This is a genomic window from Ruminococcus hominis (assembly GCF_014287355.1).
GTDB classification, from domain to species: Bacteria; Bacillota; Clostridia; order Lachnospirales; family Lachnospiraceae; genus Schaedlerella; species Schaedlerella hominis.
The window spans coordinates 735,349-756,734 of sequence record NZ_JACOPE010000001.1; the positions used below are offsets into that span (position 1 = coordinate 735,349).

Genomic DNA, 21,386 nt, shown 5'->3' on the forward strand with positions numbered 1-21,386 from the left:
AGTGAAGTAAAGAGAACTGCTGTCTATTGTTTAGTTATCAAGAAACAACTTGATAATGAAACCTTTTGGTGGCGATGCGTTTAGGGGTAACACCCGTTCCCATCCCGAACACGATGGTTAAGACCTAAACGGCCGATGGTACTGCACTGGAGACGGTGTGGGAGAGTAGGTGGCCGCCAAATCCTATGGGCTTATAGCTCAGCTGGTTAGAGCGCACGCCTGATAAGCGTGAGGTCGGTGGTTCGAGTCCACTTAAGCCCATACAATTTAAGGAAGCCTTCCGGATAGAGGAGGAAAGGCCCACTTAAGCCCATACAATTTGAATAAAAACCAATTATGGGGGATTAGCTCAGTTGGGAGAGCGCCTGCCTTGCAAGCAGGAGGTCACGAGTTCGAATCTCGTATTCTCCACTTGATTCCAGAAGGAATCAAAAGTGTACCTTGAAAATTGCATACAAAGAAATATAGATGATAAGATTAAAAAATATCTAATCAAGACATCCGAGGTAATGTTAACAAACATTAACTGAAGTCTGAAGAAAACAGACTCAAAAGAAATTGACCTATTACCAACGCATACACGCTAGTATGTGTCGATGAGAAACCAACCCGTGTTTCTTGTCTGTTGGTTATGCTGATAAGAGCGTATGGTGGATGCCTTGGCACTAAGAGCCGATGAAAGACGTGATAAGCTGCGAAAAGCTTCGGGGAGGAGCAAATATCCATTGATCCGGAGATTTCTGAATGGGGAAACCTACTTGAGCAAACCTCAAGTATCCTAACGCCAATCCATAACGTTAGGAAGGGAACCCGGTGAACTGAAACATCTAAGTAGCCGGAGGAAGAGAAAACAACATGTGATTCTGTGAGTAGCGGCGAGCGAAAGCGGAAGAGCCCAAACCGGAGTGCGTGCACTCCGGGGTTCGGACCGCAGAATTGATTCAATAAGTCTAGCAGAATGGTTTTGGGAAAGCCAGCCAGAGAGGGTGAAAGCCCCGTAAGCGAAAGACGAGTTGACATGGCGGTATCCAGAGTACCACGAGACACGAGAAACCTTGTGGGAATGAGCGGGGACCACCCCGTAAGGCTAAATACTTCTTAGTGACCGATAGCGCATAGTACTGTGAAGGAAAGGTGAAAAGGACCCCGGGAGGGGAGTGAAAGAGAACCTGAAACCATATGTTTACAAGCTGTGGAACATCTTTATATGATGAACCGCGTACTTTTTGTAGAACGGTCCGGCGAGTTACGCTGGCTGGCGAGGTTAAGCACTGAAGGTGTGGAGCCGAAGGGAAACCAAGTCTGAATAGGGCGTGAAGTCAGTCAGAGTAGACCCGAAACCGGGTGATCTATCCATGTCCAGGTTGAAGTTGCCGTAAAAGGCAATGGAGGACCGAACCCACATCCGTTGAAAAGGGTGGGGATGAGGTGTGGATAGGGGAGAAATTCCAATCGAACCCGGAGATAGCTGGTTCTCCTCGAAATAGCTTTAGGGCTAGCCTCATACGAGTCTTGCGGAGGTAGAGCACTGAATTCTTAAGGGGGCGTCAAAGCTTACTAAGAGATATCAAACTCCGAATGCCGCGTAGATGATGTATGGGAGTCAGACTGCACGAGATAAGTTGGGTAGTCAAAAGGGAAAGAGCCCAGACCTACAGCTAAGGTCCCAAAATGTGTGTTAAGTGGAAAAGGATGTGGGATTTCGAAGACAACTAGGATGTTGGCTCAGAAGCAGCCATCCATTAAAAGAGTGCGTAATAGCTCACTAGTCGAGAGGTCCTGCGCCGAAAATGTCCGGGGCTGAAACACACTACCGAAGCTTAGGAATTAACGAATGTTAATTGGTAGAGGAGCATTCTTAAAGAGACGAAGCTGTACCGAAAGGAGCAGTGGATTTTTAAGAAGAGAGAATGCCGGAATGAGTAGCGAGAGGAAGGTGAGAATCCTTCCGGCCGAATATCTAAGGTTTCCAGCGTAAAGCTGATCTGCGCTGGGTAAGTCGGGGCCTAAGGCGAGGTCGAAAGACGTAGTCGATGGATAACAGGTTGAAATTCCTGTACTATGATATAACAGAACTGTGGGGACGCAGGGAGAGAGCGCGAGCCGGGAACGGAAAGCCCGGCGCAAGCGAGGTACCGGTCTGTCAGGAAAATCCGGCAGGCAACGGGAAGACGTGATGCGGACCGAAAAAGAGTAGGGAAGAGCGTGAGCTAACTGCCAAGAAAAGCCGCTATTGTTTATATCATACCCGTACCGTAAACCGACACAGGTGGATGAGGAGAGAATCCTAAGGCCGACGGGAGAAGCATTGTTAAGGAACTCGGCAAAATGACTCCGTAACTTCGGGAGAAGGAGTGCCATGCGAATGGCCGCAGAGAATTGGCCCAAGCAACTGTTTAGCAAAAACACAGGTCTATGCAAAACCGAAAGGTGAGGTATATGGGCTGACGCCTGCCCGGTGCTGGAAGGTTAAGGGGAGAGGTTAGCGCAAGCGAAGCTTTGAACTTAAGCCCCAGTAAACGGCGGCCGTAACTATAACGGTCCTAAGGTAGCGAAATTCCTTGTCGGGTAAGTTCCGACCCGCACGAAAGGCGTAATGATTTGGGCACTGTCTCAACAATGCACCCGGTGAAATTGAAATACCAGTGAAGATGCTGGTTACCTGCGCCAGGACGGAAAGACCCCATGGAGCTTTACTCCAGCTTGATACTGGGATTCGATATTGCATGTACAGGATAGGTGGGAGACTAGGAGACGGTAACGCCAGTTGCCGTGGAGTCGATGTTGGGATACCACCCTTGCAGTATTGGGTTTCTAACCAGCAGCCGTGATCCGGCTGGGGGACAATGTCAGGTGGGGAGTTTGACTGGGGCGGTCGCCTCCGAAAGGGTATCGGAGGCGCTCAAAGGTTCCCTCAGAATGGTTGGAAACCATTCGAAGAGTGCAAAGGCAGAAGGGAGCTTGACTGCGACACCGACGGGTGGAGCAGGTACGAAAGTAGGACTTAGTGATCCGGTGGTATAAAGTGGGATTGCCATCGCTCAACGGATAAAAGCTACCCTGGGGATAACAGGCTTATCACTCCCAAGAGTTCACATCGACGGAGTGGTTTGGCACCTCGATGTCGGCTCATCGCATCCTGGGGCTGAAGTAGGTCCCAAGGGTTGGGCTGTTCGCCCATTAAAGCGGTACGCGAGCTGGGTTCAGAACGTCGTGAGACAGTTCGGTCCCTATCCGGCGTGGGCGTAGGATATTTGAGAGGAGCTGTCCTTAGTACGAGAGGACCGGGATGGACTGGCCGCTGGTGTACCTGTTGCATCGCCAGATGCATGGCAGGGTAGCCAAGCCGGGAAGGGATAAACGCTGAAGGCATCTAAGCGTGAAGCCCCCCTCAAGATAAGATATCCCATAACGTCAAGTTAGTAAGACCCCTTGAAGACGACGAGGTAGATAGGGCAGAGGTGGAAGTGTGGTAACACATGGAGCTGACTGTTACTAATAGGTCGAGGGCATAACCAGAACAGGTGATAGGAACAAGATGGATGAAAAACTTTGTATGCAGTTTTGAAGGTATACTTCAATAAAGGTAATCCTCGATAGCTCAGCGGTAGAGCATTCGGCTGTTAACCGAAGGGTCGTTGGTTCGAACCCAACTCGGGGAGGTTAGAAGAACATCTCATAGATTTATGAGGTGTTTTTTTACTAGGGGGTCGTCGTGAACTAAAGGCATCTGCACAAGCAAATAACCCATGATATAGATACATCAGACACCAGAAAAGTAAATACATCATCGCTCCACCTATTTCAATCATGGTACACCTCAAAGCAAGAAAAGACTATGCAATCCAGCGAATTGGAGTCGGGCTTGCCCGACGAAGCTGAGCAGGAGTGCATAGTCTTTTTCTTGTACGTATTTTTTTGTTAGTCTTGAAAAGTATATTAACCTTGTGATATAATAGGTATATAGGATTGGAGGAATATTATGAAGATATCAACAAGAGGACGTTATGCAATTCGTGTAATGTTAGATTTGGCAGAACATAACACAGGAGAATATATTCCATTGATGGATATAGCAAAAAGACAGGAAATTTCAGAAAAATATCTGGAATCAATTGTGGCATCATTAAGTAAAAATGGATTTGTTCGCTCACTACGAGGAAAGGGTGGCGGATATCAGCTTGCAAAAGCCCCGGAAGAATATACGATCAGGAGTATTTTACAACTTACAGAGGGTTCATTGGCACCGATTTCATGCCTGGAAGACAATCCAAATTTATGTGAACGTGTTACCGTGTGTAAAACAATTAAAATGTGGGAAGGTCTGTATAAGTTAATTCTTGATTATTTTGATGGAATTACATTAGCAGATTTATTAGTGGATTCTACAGATGTAGGAAATTATATTATCTAATATAGGACAAATGGATATAATTGCGTTATAATAGAAATATAAATAACGCGGAGGTGGCAGATGAAGAAGAAAATAGCACTGCTGCAAGGGGGATTTAATGGAGAAGTAATGAAGTATGCTATTCGAGGAATTCGAAAACGTATACAAGAAGAAGGCGCTGATCTTTATATATTCAGTTGTTATGGCGGAGAAAAAGAAGATTTGTTGTACAATCAGGGAGAGTATCAGATTTTTTCATTATTAGATTGTAATGAATATGACGGATTTCTTATGGCATCGAATAATATTACTTCAGGAGAAGAGAGGGAAAAATTACGTAAGAAACTGGTTGCAAGTGGAAAACCGGCAGTTAGTATGGAACATGAGTTGGAAGGTCTATATTATGTCGGATGTGAGAATTATCGAACTGTGAAAGAGATAACATTACACATGATTGAAAAACATGGGTGTAGAAAAATATATTTCATAGGCGGACCAGAAGATAATTATGAATCACAAAAGCGAAAAAAAGGTGTTCAGGATGCAATGGATTTAAAAGGATTGCAATATGAAGAAGCCTGGTTTCGAAATTACAACTACACATATCATGATGGATATCAGGCATTTTATGATTTTCAAAAAATGGGTTTGGAAGTTCCGGATTGTGTTATTGCTGCAAATGATGAGATGGCAATAGGGTATTGTGCTGCAGCTGGTGAACAGGAATTACATGCACCAGAGGATTTTAGAATCTCTGGATTTGATAATTTGAGAATTGCAAGTACATATCGTCCAAGCCTGACAACAGTAGAGCGTAAAAAAACAGAAGCAGGCTATCAAAGTTGCGATGTATTGTTTCGTTTGATAAATGGGGAGGATGTTCCACAAAAAACAACTTTGGAGAGTGAGGTAGTCTATCGTTCAAGTTGTGGATGTACAAATCATGAAGAAAAACCCAAAAATGGAAAAAGACATATAATCGAGACGATGTTAAATCGAAATTATGTACAGAATAATTTTCAGATTTTACAAAAGAGACTGGTTCAAAGTGAAAATTGGAATGAGTATGCGAATACATTGGCAGAACATGTAATAAATAATATTCCGTGTAGTGCAATGTATATATTGCTTAATAGAACTGAGCAATTGGAGCAGCATACAGGACAAATCCTCAACAATCAAGAATACGATTCAAAATTAATTGTGATTTTTGCATTGGAAAAAGGAAAGCTGGTAGAGTATAAGGAGTTATTTGATATTTCAAAACTAATTCCAGGAGAAGAAGTGGATGATGAAAAAGCGCATGCCTATATGATTATGCCGGTTCATTTTCAAGAAAAAACAATTGGCTATTGTGTAATCAAGGACAGTTTTCAAATGATTGATGATGAAAGTTTATTTCGCGGGTCACATTGTATCAATATGTCAATGCAGGTTATGGTTGAGAGACTGGCATTGAAGCAGATGAACCGTATGTTAGATGAGTTGAGTGCGGAAGATGCTATGACAGGAGTTTACAATCGCTTTGCCTTGTCGAGGCATGCGGAAAAGATTTTGCAATATGACCGGCTTGAACAGAGAGAAACCTTAATACTGTTTAGTGATATTAATCGTTTAAAAATGATCAATGATACATACGGACATAAAAATGGTGATATTGCAATTACAACTGTAGCGAATGTTCTGAAGAAAGTTTGCCCGAAACATTCTGTTGTTGTTCGTTATGGTGGAGATGAGTTTGTTATTGTAGTCTCAGGTGGTGACTATAACAAAGGTCTTAGGATCAAAGAGGCGATTTATGATGAATTAAAACAGGCAAATGAAATCCTGGATATTCCATTTCAGATATCCACTAGTGTAGGATGGGTGTGTGCAAAACCTGATGAAAAATTATTGCTGGAAGAGTATGTAAAACAGGCTGATAAAGTAATGTATAAGGAAAAGAAAAAAAACGAGATGACAAGACAGATGTAAAACATTTGCTTGCAAAAAGTTTACATTTGTTATACCCTAGAAGAGATATATGTGATTAGTAGTGGAAACGAAAGGTATAGAATAATGAGTGAAACAGTAATAGAGCAGATTAATCGTTTGAAAAAAGAGAAAAATGCAGTAATTCTTGCACATTATTATGTAGATGGAGAAGTTCAGGCTATTGCAGATTATGTGGGTGATTCTTATTTCCTTGCAAAAAAAGCAACGACAGTCGATGCAGATGTAATACTTTTCTGTGGTGTATCATTTATGGGTGAGAGTGCAAAGATTCTTAATCCGCAGAAGAAAGTAGTAATGGCAGATAAAAACGCTGACTGTCCTATGGCGCATATGGTGAATGAATTAAAAATTAAAGAAGTAAGAGAACAATATCCAGATGTATCGGTTGTATGTTATGTAAATTCAACAGCAGAGATCAAGGCATTATCTGATGTGTGTGTAACATCTTCCAATGCACTTAAGATTGTTAAAAATCTTCCAAACAAAGATATTTTCTTTATTCCGGATAACAATCTTGGAAGATATACAGCAGAGCAGATTCCTGAGAAACACTTTATATTTAATGATGGATTCTGTCATGTACATAAAAGTATCCATAAAGAAGAGCTTTTAAAAGCAAAAGAGGCAAAACCGGAAGCAGTTGTAGTTGCACATCCAGAATGTACACCAGATGTATTAGAAGAAGCAGATTACATCGGAAGCACATCTCAGATTATTGATTATGTGACAGAATCGGATAAGAAAGAATTTATCGTCTGTACAGAAATCGGAGTATTCTATGAATTAGAGCAGAAGAATCCGGAGAAAAAATTCTATTCTGTAGGACATCGTCAGTTCTGTCCAAATATGAAGAGAATTAGTCTGGAAGGAGTAGCTCAGGCACTTGAAACATTGGAGCCAGAAGTAGAATTGCCAGAAGATTTGAGAGTGAAGGCAGAACTCCCATTGAAGAGAATGCTGGAATATGCACAGAAATAAGATAATAAAATTTAATAATGAATAAAAAAAGTGAGACGGGGGAAAAAATCTGTCTCACTTTTTTATTCGAAAGTACATAGGAATTAAACCTTTATTGTAATCTACGCTGTATATTGTCCTTTATTTTATCAGAGAGCTGTGCGTATTGAATTAGCTCTTCTTCTGTAAATTCAGAAAAACGAGTCTGGTCAAAATCATTTTGAACAACAGAGAGATCGGCAAGAATTGTATCAGCTGCTGAAAGAAGAGTAATCAAAAGCTGTCTTGGTGAACGCGAATCTTCTATCATGATTAGATTTTTTAAAGTAAGTTTTTTTAATGCTCTCGAGAGGGAACTTTTGGAAATATCAATAAAATCGGCCAGTTCTTTGCGTGTTGTAACACTGTGTGGGTGGCAAAGATAAAAAAGAACCCAGATTTCAGTCATAGATAAATCATGCTTTAAAGCAACAGGTTCCAGATAACGTTCCAATAATTTTCGAGTACGGTAATTATCCATCAAAACACCTTCTCCGGCAATAGCTGCCTGACAAACTTTGGCACGTTCCTCTCCCAGGCGGGTAGCACCGGGCAGGATTGCTGGCGGAACAGCCCCATCTTTCGCAGCATCTATGAAAAAGCGATATACCTGCAGTCGGTTCTTTTCATATTCTTCTTCATCTAGAATATTCTTATAGAAATTATTATAGTATTCAAATACGTTCAATTTCATTTTTATGGTATTGGAAATGCTAGCACCTTGTGTTACAAGAGAACCTTTTGTTTTCACATAATAATAAATAGGTGTCTTTAAAGCGTAAAATCGTGTCGCGTATCGAATATATTCCAGATTAAACATAAAGTCCTCACACCAGCTAATATCTGGGTTCATTCGTAAATGCTGCTGCTCAATCAATTCTCTTTTATATAATTTGTTCCAGATTACACCATAATAATAATCGGCAGGATTTTCCATCATATGCTCAGCGAATTCTTCACGGGAAATGACCTCATCTTCATCAATATCGCCTTTGTGAGAAACGCGTTCACCTATAACACGATAAAAATCGGCAATTACAAGATCTGCCTGAAAATCTTCTGCCGAACGTACAAGAAGTTTGGTGGCATCAGGGGTAATCCAGTCGTCGCTGTCAAGGAATTGAAGATATGTTCCACGGGCCTGATCTATAGCATGATTTCGTGCAATCGATACCCCACTGTTTGATTGATGAATGACACGGATGCGGGAATCACTTCTTGCATAGGTATCGCAGATTTCACCGGAAGAATCAGGACTTCCATCGTCGACCAGTAATAGTTCAAAGTCGCGATATTCTTGATTTAAAATACTGTCAATACAGCGAGAGAGAAAAGTTTCTGCTTTATAGACAGGAACAATAATACTAACTGTTGGATTCATAAAGCTTACCTCTTTGAAAAATGATGTTAAAGTTACTATAGCAAAGAGCAGATAAATTTTCAAGGAAGGTATGAGTTTACACGAAGGAGCTACTTTACAAAATAAAGAGAATATGATATTGTTATCATAAATTAGCACTCGACGAAAAAGAGTGCTAACAAATATGAACTAAGATTTTCAGATATAGAAAGCAGGGTGAATGATATGATCGTAGTACCTATTTATGATATGATTATTTTGCCGGGAGTAACATTTTACTTTAAGCAAGATGTGTTTCAGGAATTAGAGATAGAAGATGTGAAAGAGGGAGAAGAACTGATCTTTTTATATCAAAAAGAGGATAAGGAGAGACAGAGCCTGACGGCGGAGGATTTTTATCCAATTGGTGTAGAAGGAAAAGTAGAAGGGATTGATCGGGATGGTAATATCAATGTCCGAACATTTCACAGAGTAGATATTCATAATATAGAAGTAGCAGAGGGAAATATTTCGCTGGAAGCAGTGAATCGGGATGAGATAGAAGATATTGATGCACAGGAGTGTCAGATGCGTTTTGAAAAAATGCGTACCTCACTGCTCCGTTTCGCACAGGGATTTCAATGGGGTGTATGGGCCAGAAGTTACATATTGCATTGGAAATCAATAAGCGAAGTTGTATCTGCATTGTCCAGCTATCTGAATCTGACAAATGAAGAAAGATACCAGATTGTAGAGACGGATGTGTTGTCACAGCGTATAGAGAAGATGGAACACGCTGTGTATGAGTTTATAGAAGTGACAAGAGTTGGAGAAGAAGCAGAGAATGCGCAACAAGAACGTCATGAGAAAGTATATCGTGAAGATGCAATTAAGAAACAGATTGATTTTCTGCAACGTCAATTAGATGAGATGCATCCGGAAAATATATCAGATGTGCGTAGATTTGAGCAGAAAATAGAAGAATCCGGCATGAATGAGACTGCGAGAAAAGAAGCAGAAAAGATTCTAAACCGCATGAAGCAGGAAGGAAAAGATAGTCATGAATACGGCATGCTCTACGATTATCTGGATTTTGTAACGACACTGTCCTGGAAGAAAGAAGAAGTAGAAGCTATTGATTTGGATAAAGCAGAAGATATTTTGGACGAAGAACATTATGGCTTGAAAAAAGTAAAAGCAAGAATTATTCAACAAATTGCAGTTATGCAACTGAATAAAAAGCAATCGGGTTCAATTTTGTTATTTGTCGGGGCACCGGGAACCGGTAAGACGAGTATCGGTCAGAGTATTGCAAAGGCATTGCACCGAGAGTATGTGAGAGTCAGTCTTGGTGGCGTAAGAGATGAGGCAGAGATCCGTGGACATAGAAGAACTTATGTAGGGGCTATGCCGGGGCGCATCATGGAAGGAATGAAAAGATGTGGAGCATCGAATCCGGTTATGGTATTGGATGAAGTTGATAAGCTGTCAAAAGATTTTAGCGGAGATCCGGCAAGCGCGTTGCTCGAAGTATTAGACCCCGAGCAGAATAACAATTTTACAGATCATTATTTGAATGTACCATATGATTTATCAGATGTATTATTTGTCTGTACAGCAAATTCGTTGGATACAATTCCGGAGCCTTTACTAAATCGAATGGAAGTAATACAGTTTCCGGGATATACAGCAGTGGAAAAATTTCAGATTGCAAGAAAGCATTTGCTTCCAAAAGCAATGGCAGGAATGGGAATTAAGGCTAAGAATCTGAAAGTGACGGATGATGCAATTAGAACAATTATCCAAGATTATACGGCAGAATCAGGCGTTCGAGGACTGAAAAAACAAATGAATACATTGTGCCGTTATGCCGCTGTAAAATTGGTAAAAGGGGAACAAAAGAGCATTACAGTAAATCCAAAACGGCTTCGTGAATTTTTGGATCAAAAGCCAATCCATCATGAGAGTATTTTAGAAGAAAAGCAGCCGGGAGTCGTTACCGGACTGGCATGGACGTCAGCCGGCGGGGAGATTTTATTTATAGAGGCGATGTTTATAAAAGGAAGCGGTAAGATTCAGGTAACAGGTCAGCTGGGTGATGTTATGAAGGAGTCTGTTCAGATTGCGGTTAGTCTGGTTAAATCAATGTATCCGGAATCAGCAGCAATGTGGAAAGAAAATGATTTGCATATCCACGTTCCGGCCGGTGCGGTACCAAAGGACGGCCCATCTGCCGGCATAACACTGACAACGGCATTGGCGTCGTTGGTGACTGGTAAAGCTGTTAGTCCTCAATATGCGATGACCGGAGAAGTTTCTTTACGTGGTGGGGTAATGCCAATAGGCGGTCTTCCGGAGAAACTTATGGCAGCGCAGAGAGCAGGAGTATCGAAAGTATTTATACCATATGAAAATGTGGAAGACCTTGAAGATGTTGCAGAAGAAGTAAAAGAAAAGCTGGAGATTATACCTGTTAAAAAAGTAAAAGATGTATTAAAACGGTTGGGACTATAATGTGGTCCCAACCGTTCGACTTGAATAAGAAAAAAGTATTCATTAAGATTAAGGTAATAGTGCATACATAACTACGAAGTGACACATACTTCCACCCATTACGAATAAATGAAAAATTTCATGACTTCCAAAATTTTTATGTTTACTATTAAAAATCGGAAGCTTTAATGCGTAGATAATACCGCCAACAGTATAAATAATTCCGCCTGTCAGAAGCCATAAAAAAGAAGTATGGCTCATGGAGTTTAATATTTGAGTGAAAGCAAGAACACATGTCCAGCCCATTCCGATATAGAGAATGGATGAAATCCACTTCGGACAGTAAACCCAGAAGGCTTTAATAAGAATACCTACGATAGCGAAGCTCCACACAATGGCCAGGAGAATAAGTCCGGTTTTTCCTTTTAATACTAATAAACAAATTGGCGTGTAGCTTCCTGCAATTAATACAGAAATCATCATATGATCCCATTTTTTTAAAATCGTATTGATTTTAGCAGAAATATCAAATGTATGATAAGTAGTACTGGCTGCATACAATAATATCATACTTGCAGAGTAGATTGCGAGTGAGATAACGTAAATACGGCTAGGTTCATGAGCAGCTTTGATCAGTAATGGGACAGCTGCAAAGATTGCCATTAACATTCCTATAAAATGGGTGATCGCACTGCCGGGTTCTTTAATATGATGTTGTGATTTCATGATTCATTCCTCCTCTTTTATATCAATTGAAATATATTCATGTTTGTTTGATTATATGAATAGTTAACATACGAAATAGAATTAAATAACTCTACATGTAGTATTTAAAACTACATGTAACACATGTTTATATTATACCTATAAAAGAAAAAAAGCAAGAGGAAAATAAAATAGGATGCGAAAAATGTTATTACATTTTTCGCATCCTATTTTAGAATTATCCATGAATTCTTGTTCCGGCTTTTCCATGTAAACCGGCTTTTAATTGCTCAAGAGAAGTGATCAGAGCCTCGCGACCTTCTTTTTGTTCGATGAATTCAACAGCAGCCTTAAATTTAGGAAACATATTGTAAGTACCGAAATGTCCGGCATCCATATATTCTTTTGCCTGAGCAACGGAGATAGAACCGAGTTTTTCTTCAGCTGGAGTGCCCATGTTAATACAAACCTGATCTACACTTGTAAGGATAATAAGGAGATCGGCGTTGACACCTTCTGCAAGTTTACCTGCGACAAGATCCTTTTCAATAACAGCACTGGCACCGCGTAAGTGATTATCCTGTTCCAGAACAGGAATACCGCCACCGCCACATGCAACAACTAACTGATCAGCATTAAGCAGAGCATTGATAGCATCTAATTCTACGATTTTAACCGGGTTTGGAGCGGATACAACTCGACGGAATCCTTTACCAGGTTCTTCTACTACATAATTTCCTTTTTTACGTTCTTCGTTGGCATCTTCAGCATTCATGTAACGTCCGAGTACTTTTGTTGGGGTATAGAAAGCTTCATCATACGGATCTACAATAACCTGCGTCAGGACTGTGCTGACTGTACGATAAATACCACGGTTCAATAATTCCTCGCGAATTCCATTCTGCAGGTCATATCCGATATAACCCTGACTCATGGCTGAGCAGACCGACATTGGTGCAGATGTATAATTATCATGAGTTTTGCCAAACTCATTCATAGCAGTATGAATCATACCGACCTGAGGTGCATTACTGTGAGTGATCGCAACCTGATATCCTTCTTCAATCAAATCAGCAATAGATTTGGCTGTTTTAGCTACAGCAACTTTCTGTTCTGGTAATGTTGTGCCAAGCGCTCTATGACCCAGTGCAATAACCGCTCTTTTTTTCATAATTTCGTTCCTCCGTTTCGTCTAAGCAATGTATGAAAATTCCTTCTTACATAATAAATTGTCAGAAAGAAAAAAGCAAGATGTAAGTATTCATTCGGGAAGAAAAATGTTATAATAAAAAAACGTGGGTTAGAATGGAGGTAAATTTGTGAGAAAACTGCTTATTTATTTAAAAGATTATAAAAAAGAGAGTATTATAGGTCCATTGTTTAAATTATTGGAAGCAACGTTTGAATTGATCGTGCCGGTTATTATGGCACACATCATAGATATTGGTATCAAGAATCACGACACGCTTTATATTTGGAAAATGGGTGCCGTGCTTGTAATATTTGGAATTTTAGGGCTTACATGTTCATTGCTGGCACAATATTTTGCGGCGAAGGCAGCAGTTGGATTTGGAACTGCACTCAGGCATGATTTATTCTGGCATATTGAAAATTTGTCACATGCAGAAGTTGATAAGGCCGGAAGTTCAACATTGGTTGTTCGAATGACAAGTGATGTCAATCAGGTACAATCAGGGGTGAATCTTGTATTACGACTATTTTTAAGATCACCGTTTATAGTTGTCGGCGCACTGGTTATGGCATTTACAATTAACTGGAAGGCAGCAATGGTATTTGTTGTGACCGTTCCGCTGTTGGCATTCGTTATCTATGGAATTATGGTTATTACGATTCCTTTATACAAGAAGGTTCAAAGAGAATTAGATGAAGTATTATTGACAACCCGTGAGAATTTGACAGGAGTTCGTGTGATTCGTGCATTTCGTACTCAGAAGCTGGAGAGAGAGACCTTTGAACATAAGAGTGATATGTTGATGGATATTCAGATGCATGTCGGTAAAATTTCGGCATCATTGAATCCTTTGACATATATTATTGTAAATGCCGGGATTATTGCAGTTATCTGGTTTGGTGGAATTCAGGTAAATGTAGGCGATATGACACAAGGAGAAGTAATTGCACTGGTAAACTATATGACACAGACATTGTTGGCACTTGTGGCCTTGGCAAATCTGATCATAACATTTACAAAAGCATTGGCATCGGCAGGAAGAATCAATGAAGTGTTTGCAATGAAGCCGGGCATTGTAGATGGTAATGAAAAAGAGTCAGCAGTGCAACAGACAGAAGAACCAAAAACAGCTGTAAGCATGGAAGACGTAACATTTTATTATCAGGAGAGTAAAGAACCTGCTCTGGAGCACATTTCATTTACAGCAAAAAAAGGTGAGACAATCGGAATTATCGGTGGTACCGGTTCAGGAAAGTCAACCTTGGTAAGTTTAATCCCAAGATTTTACGATGTGACAGAAGGCCGGGTGTTTGTCAATGAGAAAGATGTCCGGGAATATAAAGTAGAGAATCTGAGAAGTAAAGTCGGCACGGTTCCGCAGAAAGCAGTTTTGTTCCATGGAACAATTCGAGATAATATGAAGATGGGACGAGAAGATGCCAGCGATGAAGAAATTTTTGAGGCACTTAAGACAGCACAGGCATTAGAAATTGTAGAAAATAAACCTGGTAAATTAGACACAGTGTTAAGTGAGGGCGGAAAGAATCTGTCAGGAGGACAGAGACAGAGACTCACAATCGCAAGAGCATTGGTCCGCAATCCGGAAGTATTGATTTTGGATGATAGTGCATCTGCGTTGGATTTTGCAACAGATGCTAATTTAAGAAAAGCAATCGCGGAAGATACAAATAATATGACTGTATTTATTGTGTCTCAAAGAGCTGCATCGATTATGCATGCAGATAAGATCATTGTATTAGATGACGGACAGATGGTTGGCTATGGAACACATCAGGAATTGTTGAAACAATGTGAGGTATATCAGGAAATCTGCTATTCTCAATTTTCAAAAGAGGAGGTGCAGGACCATGAGTAATCAGTTAGAAAAAAAGAATCAGGATACAATAAAAAAAGTTTTTAAGCTGATACGTCCATATATGCATTATCTGATTTTATCGTTGATTTTTGCAGCAATTTCTGTAGCACTGACTTTGTATGCACCAATCTTATCAGGAAATGCAATTGACTTGATATTGTCAAAAGGACATGTAGATTTTGCCGGTGTATTTCAGATTTTAAAAAAATATGCGGTTGTGATCATTCTGACAGGTGTGGCACAATGGCTTATGAATTTATGTAATAATAAAATTACTTACCGGGTAGTAAAAGATGTTCGAATCCGGGCATTTGCAAAATTACAGGAACTTCCACTAAAATATATTGACTCACATCAGTATGGTGAGACAATCAGCAGAATCATAACAGATGTAGAGCAATTTTCAGATGGACTGCTGATAGGATTTTCACAGTTATTCACAGGAATTGTTACAATTGTGGGGACATTACTCTTTATGTTGACAATTAATGTGAAAATCTCTCTGGTTGTTATCTTAATCACGCCAGTGTCATTGTTTGTTGCGAGCTTTATTGCAAAGAGAACATATACGATGTTCAAAGCACAATCAGAGAAGCGCGCAGAGATGACATCGCTTATTAATGAGATGGTGGGGAACCAAAAAGTAGTACAGGCATTTGGATATGGTTCAAGGGCTTTGGAAAGATTTGATGAGATAAATGCAGATTTGCAAAAAGTTAGTCTGCGTGCGATTTTCTTTTCATCAATTACGAATCCAAGCACTCGTTTTGTAAATGGACTTGTATATGCAGGTGTTGGAATTACAGGTGCGTTAAGTGCAATCCGGGGATATATTTCCGTAGGACAATTATCTTGCTTTTTAAGCTATGCAAATCAGTATACAAAACCGTTTAATGAGATTTCCAGTGTCATTACGGAACTTCAGAATGCTGCGGCATGTGCGAGAAGAGTGTTTGATTTTATAGAAGAAACACCAGAAATCCCTGATTATGAGCAGGCGGTTGATTTACAACAGGCAGACGGAAGTCTGGAATTAAAAGAAGTATCATTTTCTTATAGAAAAGATGTTCCGTTACTTCAACATTTGAATCTGCAGGTAAAGCCGGGACAGAAGATTGCTATCGTAGGCCCGACAGGATGTGGAAAGACAACACTGATTAATTTATTGATGCGTTTTTATGATATTGATGCAGGGCAGATTATTGTCAGTGGTCATGACATTCAGGAAATTAAAAGAGACAGTCTGAGAGAAAATTTTGGTATGGTTTTGCAGGAAACCTGGCTTAAATCAGGGACTGTTGCTGAGAATATTGCATATGGAAGAGAGGGGACTTCAAGAGAAGAGATCATAGCGGCAGCAAAAGCAGCCCATGCCCACAGCTTTATTAAGAGAATGCCGGAAGGGTATGATACGATGATCCAGGAAGAAGGAGGAAATCTTTCGCAAGGACAGAAACAATTGCTTTGTATTGCAAGGGTAATGTTAAATTTACCACCAATGTTGATTTTGGATGAAGCAACATCATCTATTGATACACGTACAGAAATCCGAATTCAGAAAGCTTTTCATCAGATGATGGAAGGAAGAACGAGTTTTATTGTAGCCCATAGATTGTCTACAATCAGGGAAGCAGATGTGATTCTTGTGATGAAGGATGGAAATATTATCGAGCAGGGAACGCATGACGAATTATTGCAGGTCGGTGGATTTTATAAGCATTTGTATGAAAGTCAGTTTGCGAAGTAACATTTGTGAGATGAATAAAAATAAGAGTCACATTTTTACATTAGTGACAATTACATGTATTGCAGGGGGTGTAGGGCTTTGCCCAATTTCGGCAATAGCAAAGTCTGAGAATAAAATAGTTGCAATAAAAAAAGAAAATACGAGTAATTTGAAGCGCGTGGATCTAACAGCGATACTAGAAAGTATAAAACCAATCAGTATGGTTAATTCCAACGAAGATTCAAAAAGTAAAAGCACACAAGAAAAAAGTGAAAAAAAAGAGTTACCAAAGTCGTATATAATTGAGGAATTCCCGATTATAAACCAGATGCCGGAGTTACCGACAGGATGCGAGATTACAGCAATGACAATGGTATTGAATTATTACGGATATCAGGCAGATAAAATAGAGATGGCAACACAATATCTACCTGTATTATATGAAGCAGAAATGTATGTGGGTGAAGACGGGAAGATTTATGGGAGTGATATAAATAAATATTTTATAGGGGATCCTACTACTGTAAATGGAATCATTTGCGGAACAGAGGCAATTGTTACAGCGGTAAATCAATATTTGGATGAGAATGGAAGCACTATGCGCTCAATCGCCAAAAAAGGAGTATCACTGGAAAAATTATATCAATGGGTAAGTGAAGATACACCTGTGGTGGTGTGGTGTACCATAGATATGGCAGATCGTTATGAAACAAGTGGGTGGTATACAGAAAATGGTGATTATGTTGAGTGGAGCCAGAATGACCACGGAGCGGTGCTGATTGGATACGATGAGAATCATGTCACAATTGCAGACCCGATAACCGGTGTGGTTGAATATGAAAAAGAACAATTCGAGTCTGTTTTTGAATCAAGGGGCAACCAGTGTGTAATATTGGTGCAATAGAGTTATTTGGCACTGTGAACAATAACGTAATAGAAGGTGGCATTTATCGATGGTTGTTCCGTGAAATCAATTGTGCTATACTATTCAAGTATTAAATTTCTTGTTTGGTCTGCCATCTCACGGAAGGCTTATTGAGGAATCAAAGGAGATTAAAAAATATGCTTACAGTAATGAAATTTGGCGGAAGTTCAGTCGCTGATCTGGAACACATCCGCAATGTAGCAAAACGCTGTATCGAAAAACAGCAGGCCGGCAGTCAGGTTGTTGTTGTTCTTTCCGCAATGGGAAAAACAACAGATAATTTAATTGCAACAGCTAAGCAGATTACTGAACAGCCGTCCAGAAGGGAACTGGACATGCTGCTTTCAACAGGAGAGCAAGTATCTGTATCGTTGATGGCCATGACGCTGATCCAGATGGGAGTCAGCGCAGTATCGTTAAATGCATGGCAGGTACCGATGCAGACAACGTCAACTTATCAGAATGCACGATTTAAACGAATCGACTCAGAGCGTATCCGAAAAGAGCTGGATGCCAATAAGATTGTAGTTGTAACAGGATTTCAGGGGATTAACAAATATGAAGATATTACAACTCTTGGCCGTGGCGGATCGGATACAACAGCAGTTGCTTTAGCAGCAGAACTCCATGCAGATGTCTGTGAGATTTATACAGATGTAGATGGTGTTTATACTGCAGACCCACGTATCGTACCGGATGCACAAAAGATGGAAGAGATTACTTACGACGAGATGCTGGAAATGGCTTCTCTTGGGGCAAAAGTCCTCCATAGCAGATGTGTGGAAATCGCAAAAAAATATGGTGTGGAACTCTTAGTATGCTCCAGCCTGAACCGAAATTCCGGAACAATTGTAAGGGAGAATACAAAAATGGAAAAAATGTTAATCAGCGGTGTAGCAGCCGATAAAAATGTAGCTAAAATTCGTGTTGCCGGACTCGGAAATGACCCAGACAGCACATTCCGTTTATTGAATTTATTAGACAAGAATAACCTCAATATCGATGTTATGATCCAGTCACTTGGCAAAGACGGAACAAAATCTGTTTCATTTACAGTAGCTAAACCAGACCTTCTTCGTGCGTTAGATTTATTGAACGACAACAAAGATTATCTTGGAATTAAAAAATTAGATTCCGATGAAAAAGTTGCTAAGGTATCTGTCATTGGTGCGGGTATTCGTTCACATTCCGGTGTCGCTGCTAAAATGTTCGGGGCACTGGCTAGTATCGGTGTAAATACAGAGATGGTCACTACTTCAGAAATCCGTATTACAGTTCTGATCGATGAAGAATACACAGATCTTGCAATGCGTAAATTGCATGAAACATTTATTAACTAATTAGGTATAAGAAACATGGGAATTGAATTTCAAATTCTGGATGCTTTACAGAAAATCCATACACCAATATTGGACAAGTGCATGGCAGCAATTACAAGCTTGGGAAATGCAGGCATTATCTGGATTATACTGGCAGCGGTGTTATTGATTTATCCGAAGACTAGAAAGACAGGAATTATTGTAGCGGCTGCTTTAATCGTAGATTTAATATTGTGCAATGTAATCTTAAAGAATCTGATTGCAAGGACAAGACCATATGATATAAATACTGCGGTGCAGATTATTATAGCAAAACCACATGATTATTCATTTCCATCAGGGCATACGGCAGCATCCTTTGCTTCCGTAGCGGCTCTGTATTTGGCAGGTGCAAAAAAAGGATGGAAAATTGCAGGAGTTTTGGCAGTATTGATTGCATTTTCAAGATTATATTTTTATGTACATTTTCCAACAGATGTGTTGGGTGGAATTGTGTTTGGAATCCTGTCAGGTGTGATTGGGTATAAGATAGTGAAGAAGAAAATAGGGTGAGCCAACGGGGACGAGAGCCAACGGGGACGGGAGTGCCAATCGGGGACGGAGTTTAGTGGCTTTTTGCAAGCAAAAAAGCCACTAAACTCTGGTATGATCTGATTCCTGTTAAGTAGACAAGTTAAATAACTAAAATAAAGTGCTGATGAACGATCGTACGAAATGCGCGGTCGTTTTTCTATGCACACCATTTTTCTTTATATTTCTCAATTCGTTTGTTACGTGGAATTAAATATTCAACTGGTTGTCCGGTGGAAAGGGCTTCCGTTCTTATTTCTAGTGGGGGTTTACAATGATACCTATCCTGAGGTCGTTTCTCACTATAAAATTTAATGTAATCTGATATTGCAAATCTTAATGATGTCTCATCTGTTATCTCGTACATTTGATACATTTCCGTTTTTATAATCCCCCAAAACCCTTCCGTTGGACCATTATCTATACAATGCCCAACACGTGACATAGAATGTTCTATTTCATGTTCGTTGAGCTTTTTTTGAAACATTTTACTAGTGTATTGGAATCCTCTATCGCTATGAAAGAGTGGTCTTGCTTCAGGATTGGCAGCCAGTGCTTTATCAAAGGTTTTAAACACAAGCCTACTGTCATTTCGTATGCCAATTACATATGCAACCGGATATCTGTCATATAAATCAAGTATTGCGCTCAAATACAATTTTTTGTTTGTACCTGGAACTTTAAATTCAGTCACATCCGTAGTCCACTTTTTATTAGGAGCATCCGCATAAAAATCTCTGCCTAACTTATTTTCTGAAACAGATTCTGGTGTCGAGGGAGTATAGTTCTTCTTTTTCCTTCTAATTGCAGAATGAATTCCTAACTTTTTCATGATTCTATGTACTCGTTTAGGATTATAGCTTGTATGGTTGAAATGGTTAATCCATGAAGTCATTCTTCTATATCCTAAGATATGATTAAAGCGTTCGTCATACTCCTTTATAAGTTCTGCCAATTTCATATTTTCTGCTTCTTGTTCAGGAATCTCGCGATGCAACCATTTATAGTAGGCAGATCTTGATATTTCAAGTTGCTTACACATCCAATTAATACTCCAGTTCTTTGTTTCATAAAAAAACTTTATTGCCATAAATTTTGAATCATAGCGGAGTTTTCCAAGCCTCACATCCTTTCGAAATCCTGTACTTTTTTTAATAATTCAGCCAACATATCCTTTTCTTGTAATTGTCTTTTTAGGCGAGCATTTTCTCTACGAAGGCGTTCTAATTCATCTACTTCTTCATCTGTTTTATGTTGTCCTCGCCTATCAGTTAATCCTTCTTCACCTTGTGTAATATACTTTCTTACCCAAGAATAGACCTGATTATAAGAAACACCATAAATACTTGCTGTTCCTTTATAATCGTGGTTGTGATTAATACAGTAATCCACGATTTTCTTACGTTCTTCAATGGTTGTTTTTTTTCTTGATTCTGCCATATAAACCTCCCGTTTAGGATTATAATCCCGAAGTTTTCTATTAGCATTATACAATAAAACCCATCGTCTAAGTGTTTCTTTTGAAGGAATTCCGTATCGAGCAGCAATCGTTCTTAAACTACCTTTTCCAGCAATATAATCTTCAACCGCCGAAATCTTATCAGATGATAAATAATTTCTGTTACCACTAGAAGGAAGAAATGCATCAACTCCATCCTGAAGATATCTTGGAATCCAATCAGTGATAATAGAATTGCCATTTTTGAAATGAATGCCATATTTATCACATAATTCCATTTCTGAAAGGTTTCCATATAAGTATTCTTCACATACTTTTATAATTATTTCTTTTGAATATTTAGACATAAAAAACCCCCTTAAGTAGATTTTGGTTATTTACCTTGTCTACTTAAGGGG

General features: G+C 39.7%; 14 protein-coding genes, 3 tRNA genes and 2 rRNA genes. 14 read left to right on the plus strand and 5 right to left on the minus strand.

The genetic code is table 11. The annotated features are described in order from the left end of the window. Positions 1–64 precede the first annotated feature (64 nt). From rrf to nadA, 8 genes are all read left to right on the plus strand, one after another. A 5S ribosomal RNA gene (rrf, locus tag H8S40_RS03245) occupies positions 65–182 on the plus strand. A 5-nt stretch (positions 183–187) separates the two neighbouring features. Further along, a tRNA-Ile gene (locus tag H8S40_RS03250) sits at positions 188–261 on the plus strand. Between the two features lie 77 nt (positions 262–338). Beyond that, a tRNA-Ala gene (locus tag H8S40_RS03255) sits at positions 339–411 on the plus strand. 216 nt (positions 412–627) lie between these two features. Continuing rightward, positions 628–3,519, plus strand: a 23S ribosomal RNA gene (locus H8S40_RS03260). A gap of 71 nt (positions 3,520–3,590) precedes the next feature. Beyond that, positions 3,591–3,662, plus strand: a tRNA-Asn gene (locus H8S40_RS03265). 320 nt (positions 3,663–3,982) lie between these two features. Next, a complete protein-coding gene (locus H8S40_RS03270; RefSeq protein ID WP_022075369.1) occupies positions 3,983–4,414 on the plus strand; it encodes an RrF2 family transcriptional regulator in 432 nt (143 codons plus the stop codon). 60 nt (positions 4,415–4,474) lie between these two features. Beyond that, a complete protein-coding gene (locus H8S40_RS03275) occupies positions 4,475–6,367 on the plus strand; it encodes a diguanylate cyclase (protein ID WP_186864537.1) in 1,893 nt (630 codons plus the stop codon). An 84-nt stretch (positions 6,368–6,451) separates the two neighbouring features. Beyond that, positions 6,452–7,366: a quinolinate synthase NadA gene (gene nadA / locus H8S40_RS03280; RefSeq protein WP_186864538.1), complete on the plus strand. Its 915-nt coding sequence runs from the start codon at positions 6,452–6,454 to the stop codon at positions 7,364–7,366. 91 nt (positions 7,367–7,457) lie between these two features. Here nadA and H8S40_RS03285 read toward each other — a convergent pair whose 3' ends face one another. Then, positions 7,458–8,765: a glycosyltransferase gene (locus tag H8S40_RS03285; protein WP_186864539.1), complete on the minus strand. Its 1,308-nt coding sequence runs from the start codon at positions 8,763–8,765 to the stop codon at positions 7,458–7,460. 204 nt (positions 8,766–8,969) lie between these two features. On the opposite strand from H8S40_RS03285, the gene lon reads away from it, so the two are divergent. Then, positions 8,970–11,237 (plus strand): endopeptidase La, encoded by a 2,268-nt coding sequence (gene lon, locus H8S40_RS03290; RefSeq protein WP_117992154.1) that lies wholly within the window; start codon positions 8,970–8,972, stop codon positions 11,235–11,237. A 48-nt stretch (positions 11,238–11,285) separates the two neighbouring features. Here the strand turns inward: lon and trhA are convergent, their stop codons facing one another. Both trhA and arcC read right to left on the minus strand, forming a co-directional pair. Further along, positions 11,286–11,942 (minus strand): PAQR family membrane homeostasis protein TrhA, encoded by a 657-nt coding sequence (trhA, locus tag H8S40_RS03295; RefSeq protein WP_117992155.1) that lies wholly within the window; start codon positions 11,940–11,942, stop codon positions 11,286–11,288. A 217-nt stretch (positions 11,943–12,159) separates the two neighbouring features. Then, positions 12,160–13,092 carry a carbamate kinase gene (arcC, locus tag H8S40_RS03300; protein WP_118688787.1) on the minus strand — a complete coding sequence of 311 codons (933 nt, stop codon included), beginning with the start codon at positions 13,090–13,092 and terminating at the stop codon, positions 12,160–12,162. A gap of 148 nt (positions 13,093–13,240) precedes the next feature. Here arcC and H8S40_RS03305 point away from each other — a divergent pair, with 148 nt between their 5' ends. The 5 genes from H8S40_RS03305 to H8S40_RS03325 all read left to right on the plus strand — a co-directional run bounded on the left by H8S40_RS03305 (position 13,241) and on the right by H8S40_RS03325 (position 19,511). Beyond that, positions 13,241–14,989, plus strand: coding sequence for an ABC transporter ATP-binding protein (locus H8S40_RS03305; RefSeq protein WP_118688788.1), 1,749 nt, complete (start codon positions 13,241–13,243; stop codon positions 14,987–14,989). Next, entirely contained in the window at positions 14,982–16,736 is a 1,755-nt protein-coding gene (locus H8S40_RS03310) for an ABC transporter ATP-binding protein (RefSeq protein WP_186864540.1), read from the plus strand. The genes H8S40_RS03305 and H8S40_RS03310 overlap by 8 nt, the downstream gene beginning before the upstream one ends. Positions 16,737–16,746: 10 nt before the next feature. Then, complete coding sequence (locus tag H8S40_RS03315; protein ID WP_243118925.1) at positions 16,747–17,619, plus strand: C39 family peptidase; 873 nt, start codon at positions 16,747–16,749, stop codon at positions 17,617–17,619. Between the two features lie 158 nt (positions 17,620–17,777). Next, positions 17,778–18,980 carry an aspartate kinase gene (locus H8S40_RS03320; RefSeq protein ID WP_117992159.1) on the plus strand — a complete coding sequence of 401 codons (1,203 nt, stop codon included), beginning with the start codon at positions 17,778–17,780 and terminating at the stop codon, positions 18,978–18,980. 15 nt (positions 18,981–18,995) lie between these two features. Next, positions 18,996–19,511 carry a phosphatase PAP2 family protein gene (locus tag H8S40_RS03325; RefSeq protein WP_186864541.1) on the plus strand — a complete coding sequence of 172 codons (516 nt, stop codon included), beginning with the start codon at positions 18,996–18,998 and terminating at the stop codon, positions 19,509–19,511. Positions 19,512–19,689: 178 nt separating this feature from the next. Here H8S40_RS03325 and H8S40_RS03330 read toward each other — a convergent pair whose 3' ends face one another. Beyond that, complete coding sequence (locus H8S40_RS03330; protein ID WP_186864542.1) at positions 19,690–20,619, minus strand: IS3 family transposase; 930 nt, start codon at positions 20,617–20,619, stop codon at positions 19,690–19,692. A gap of 32 nt (positions 20,620–20,651) precedes the next feature. Beyond that, entirely contained in the window at positions 20,652–21,335 is a 684-nt protein-coding gene (locus H8S40_RS03335; RefSeq protein WP_117992213.1) for a helix-turn-helix domain-containing protein, read from the minus strand. Positions 21,336–21,386: the final 51 nt, after the last annotated feature.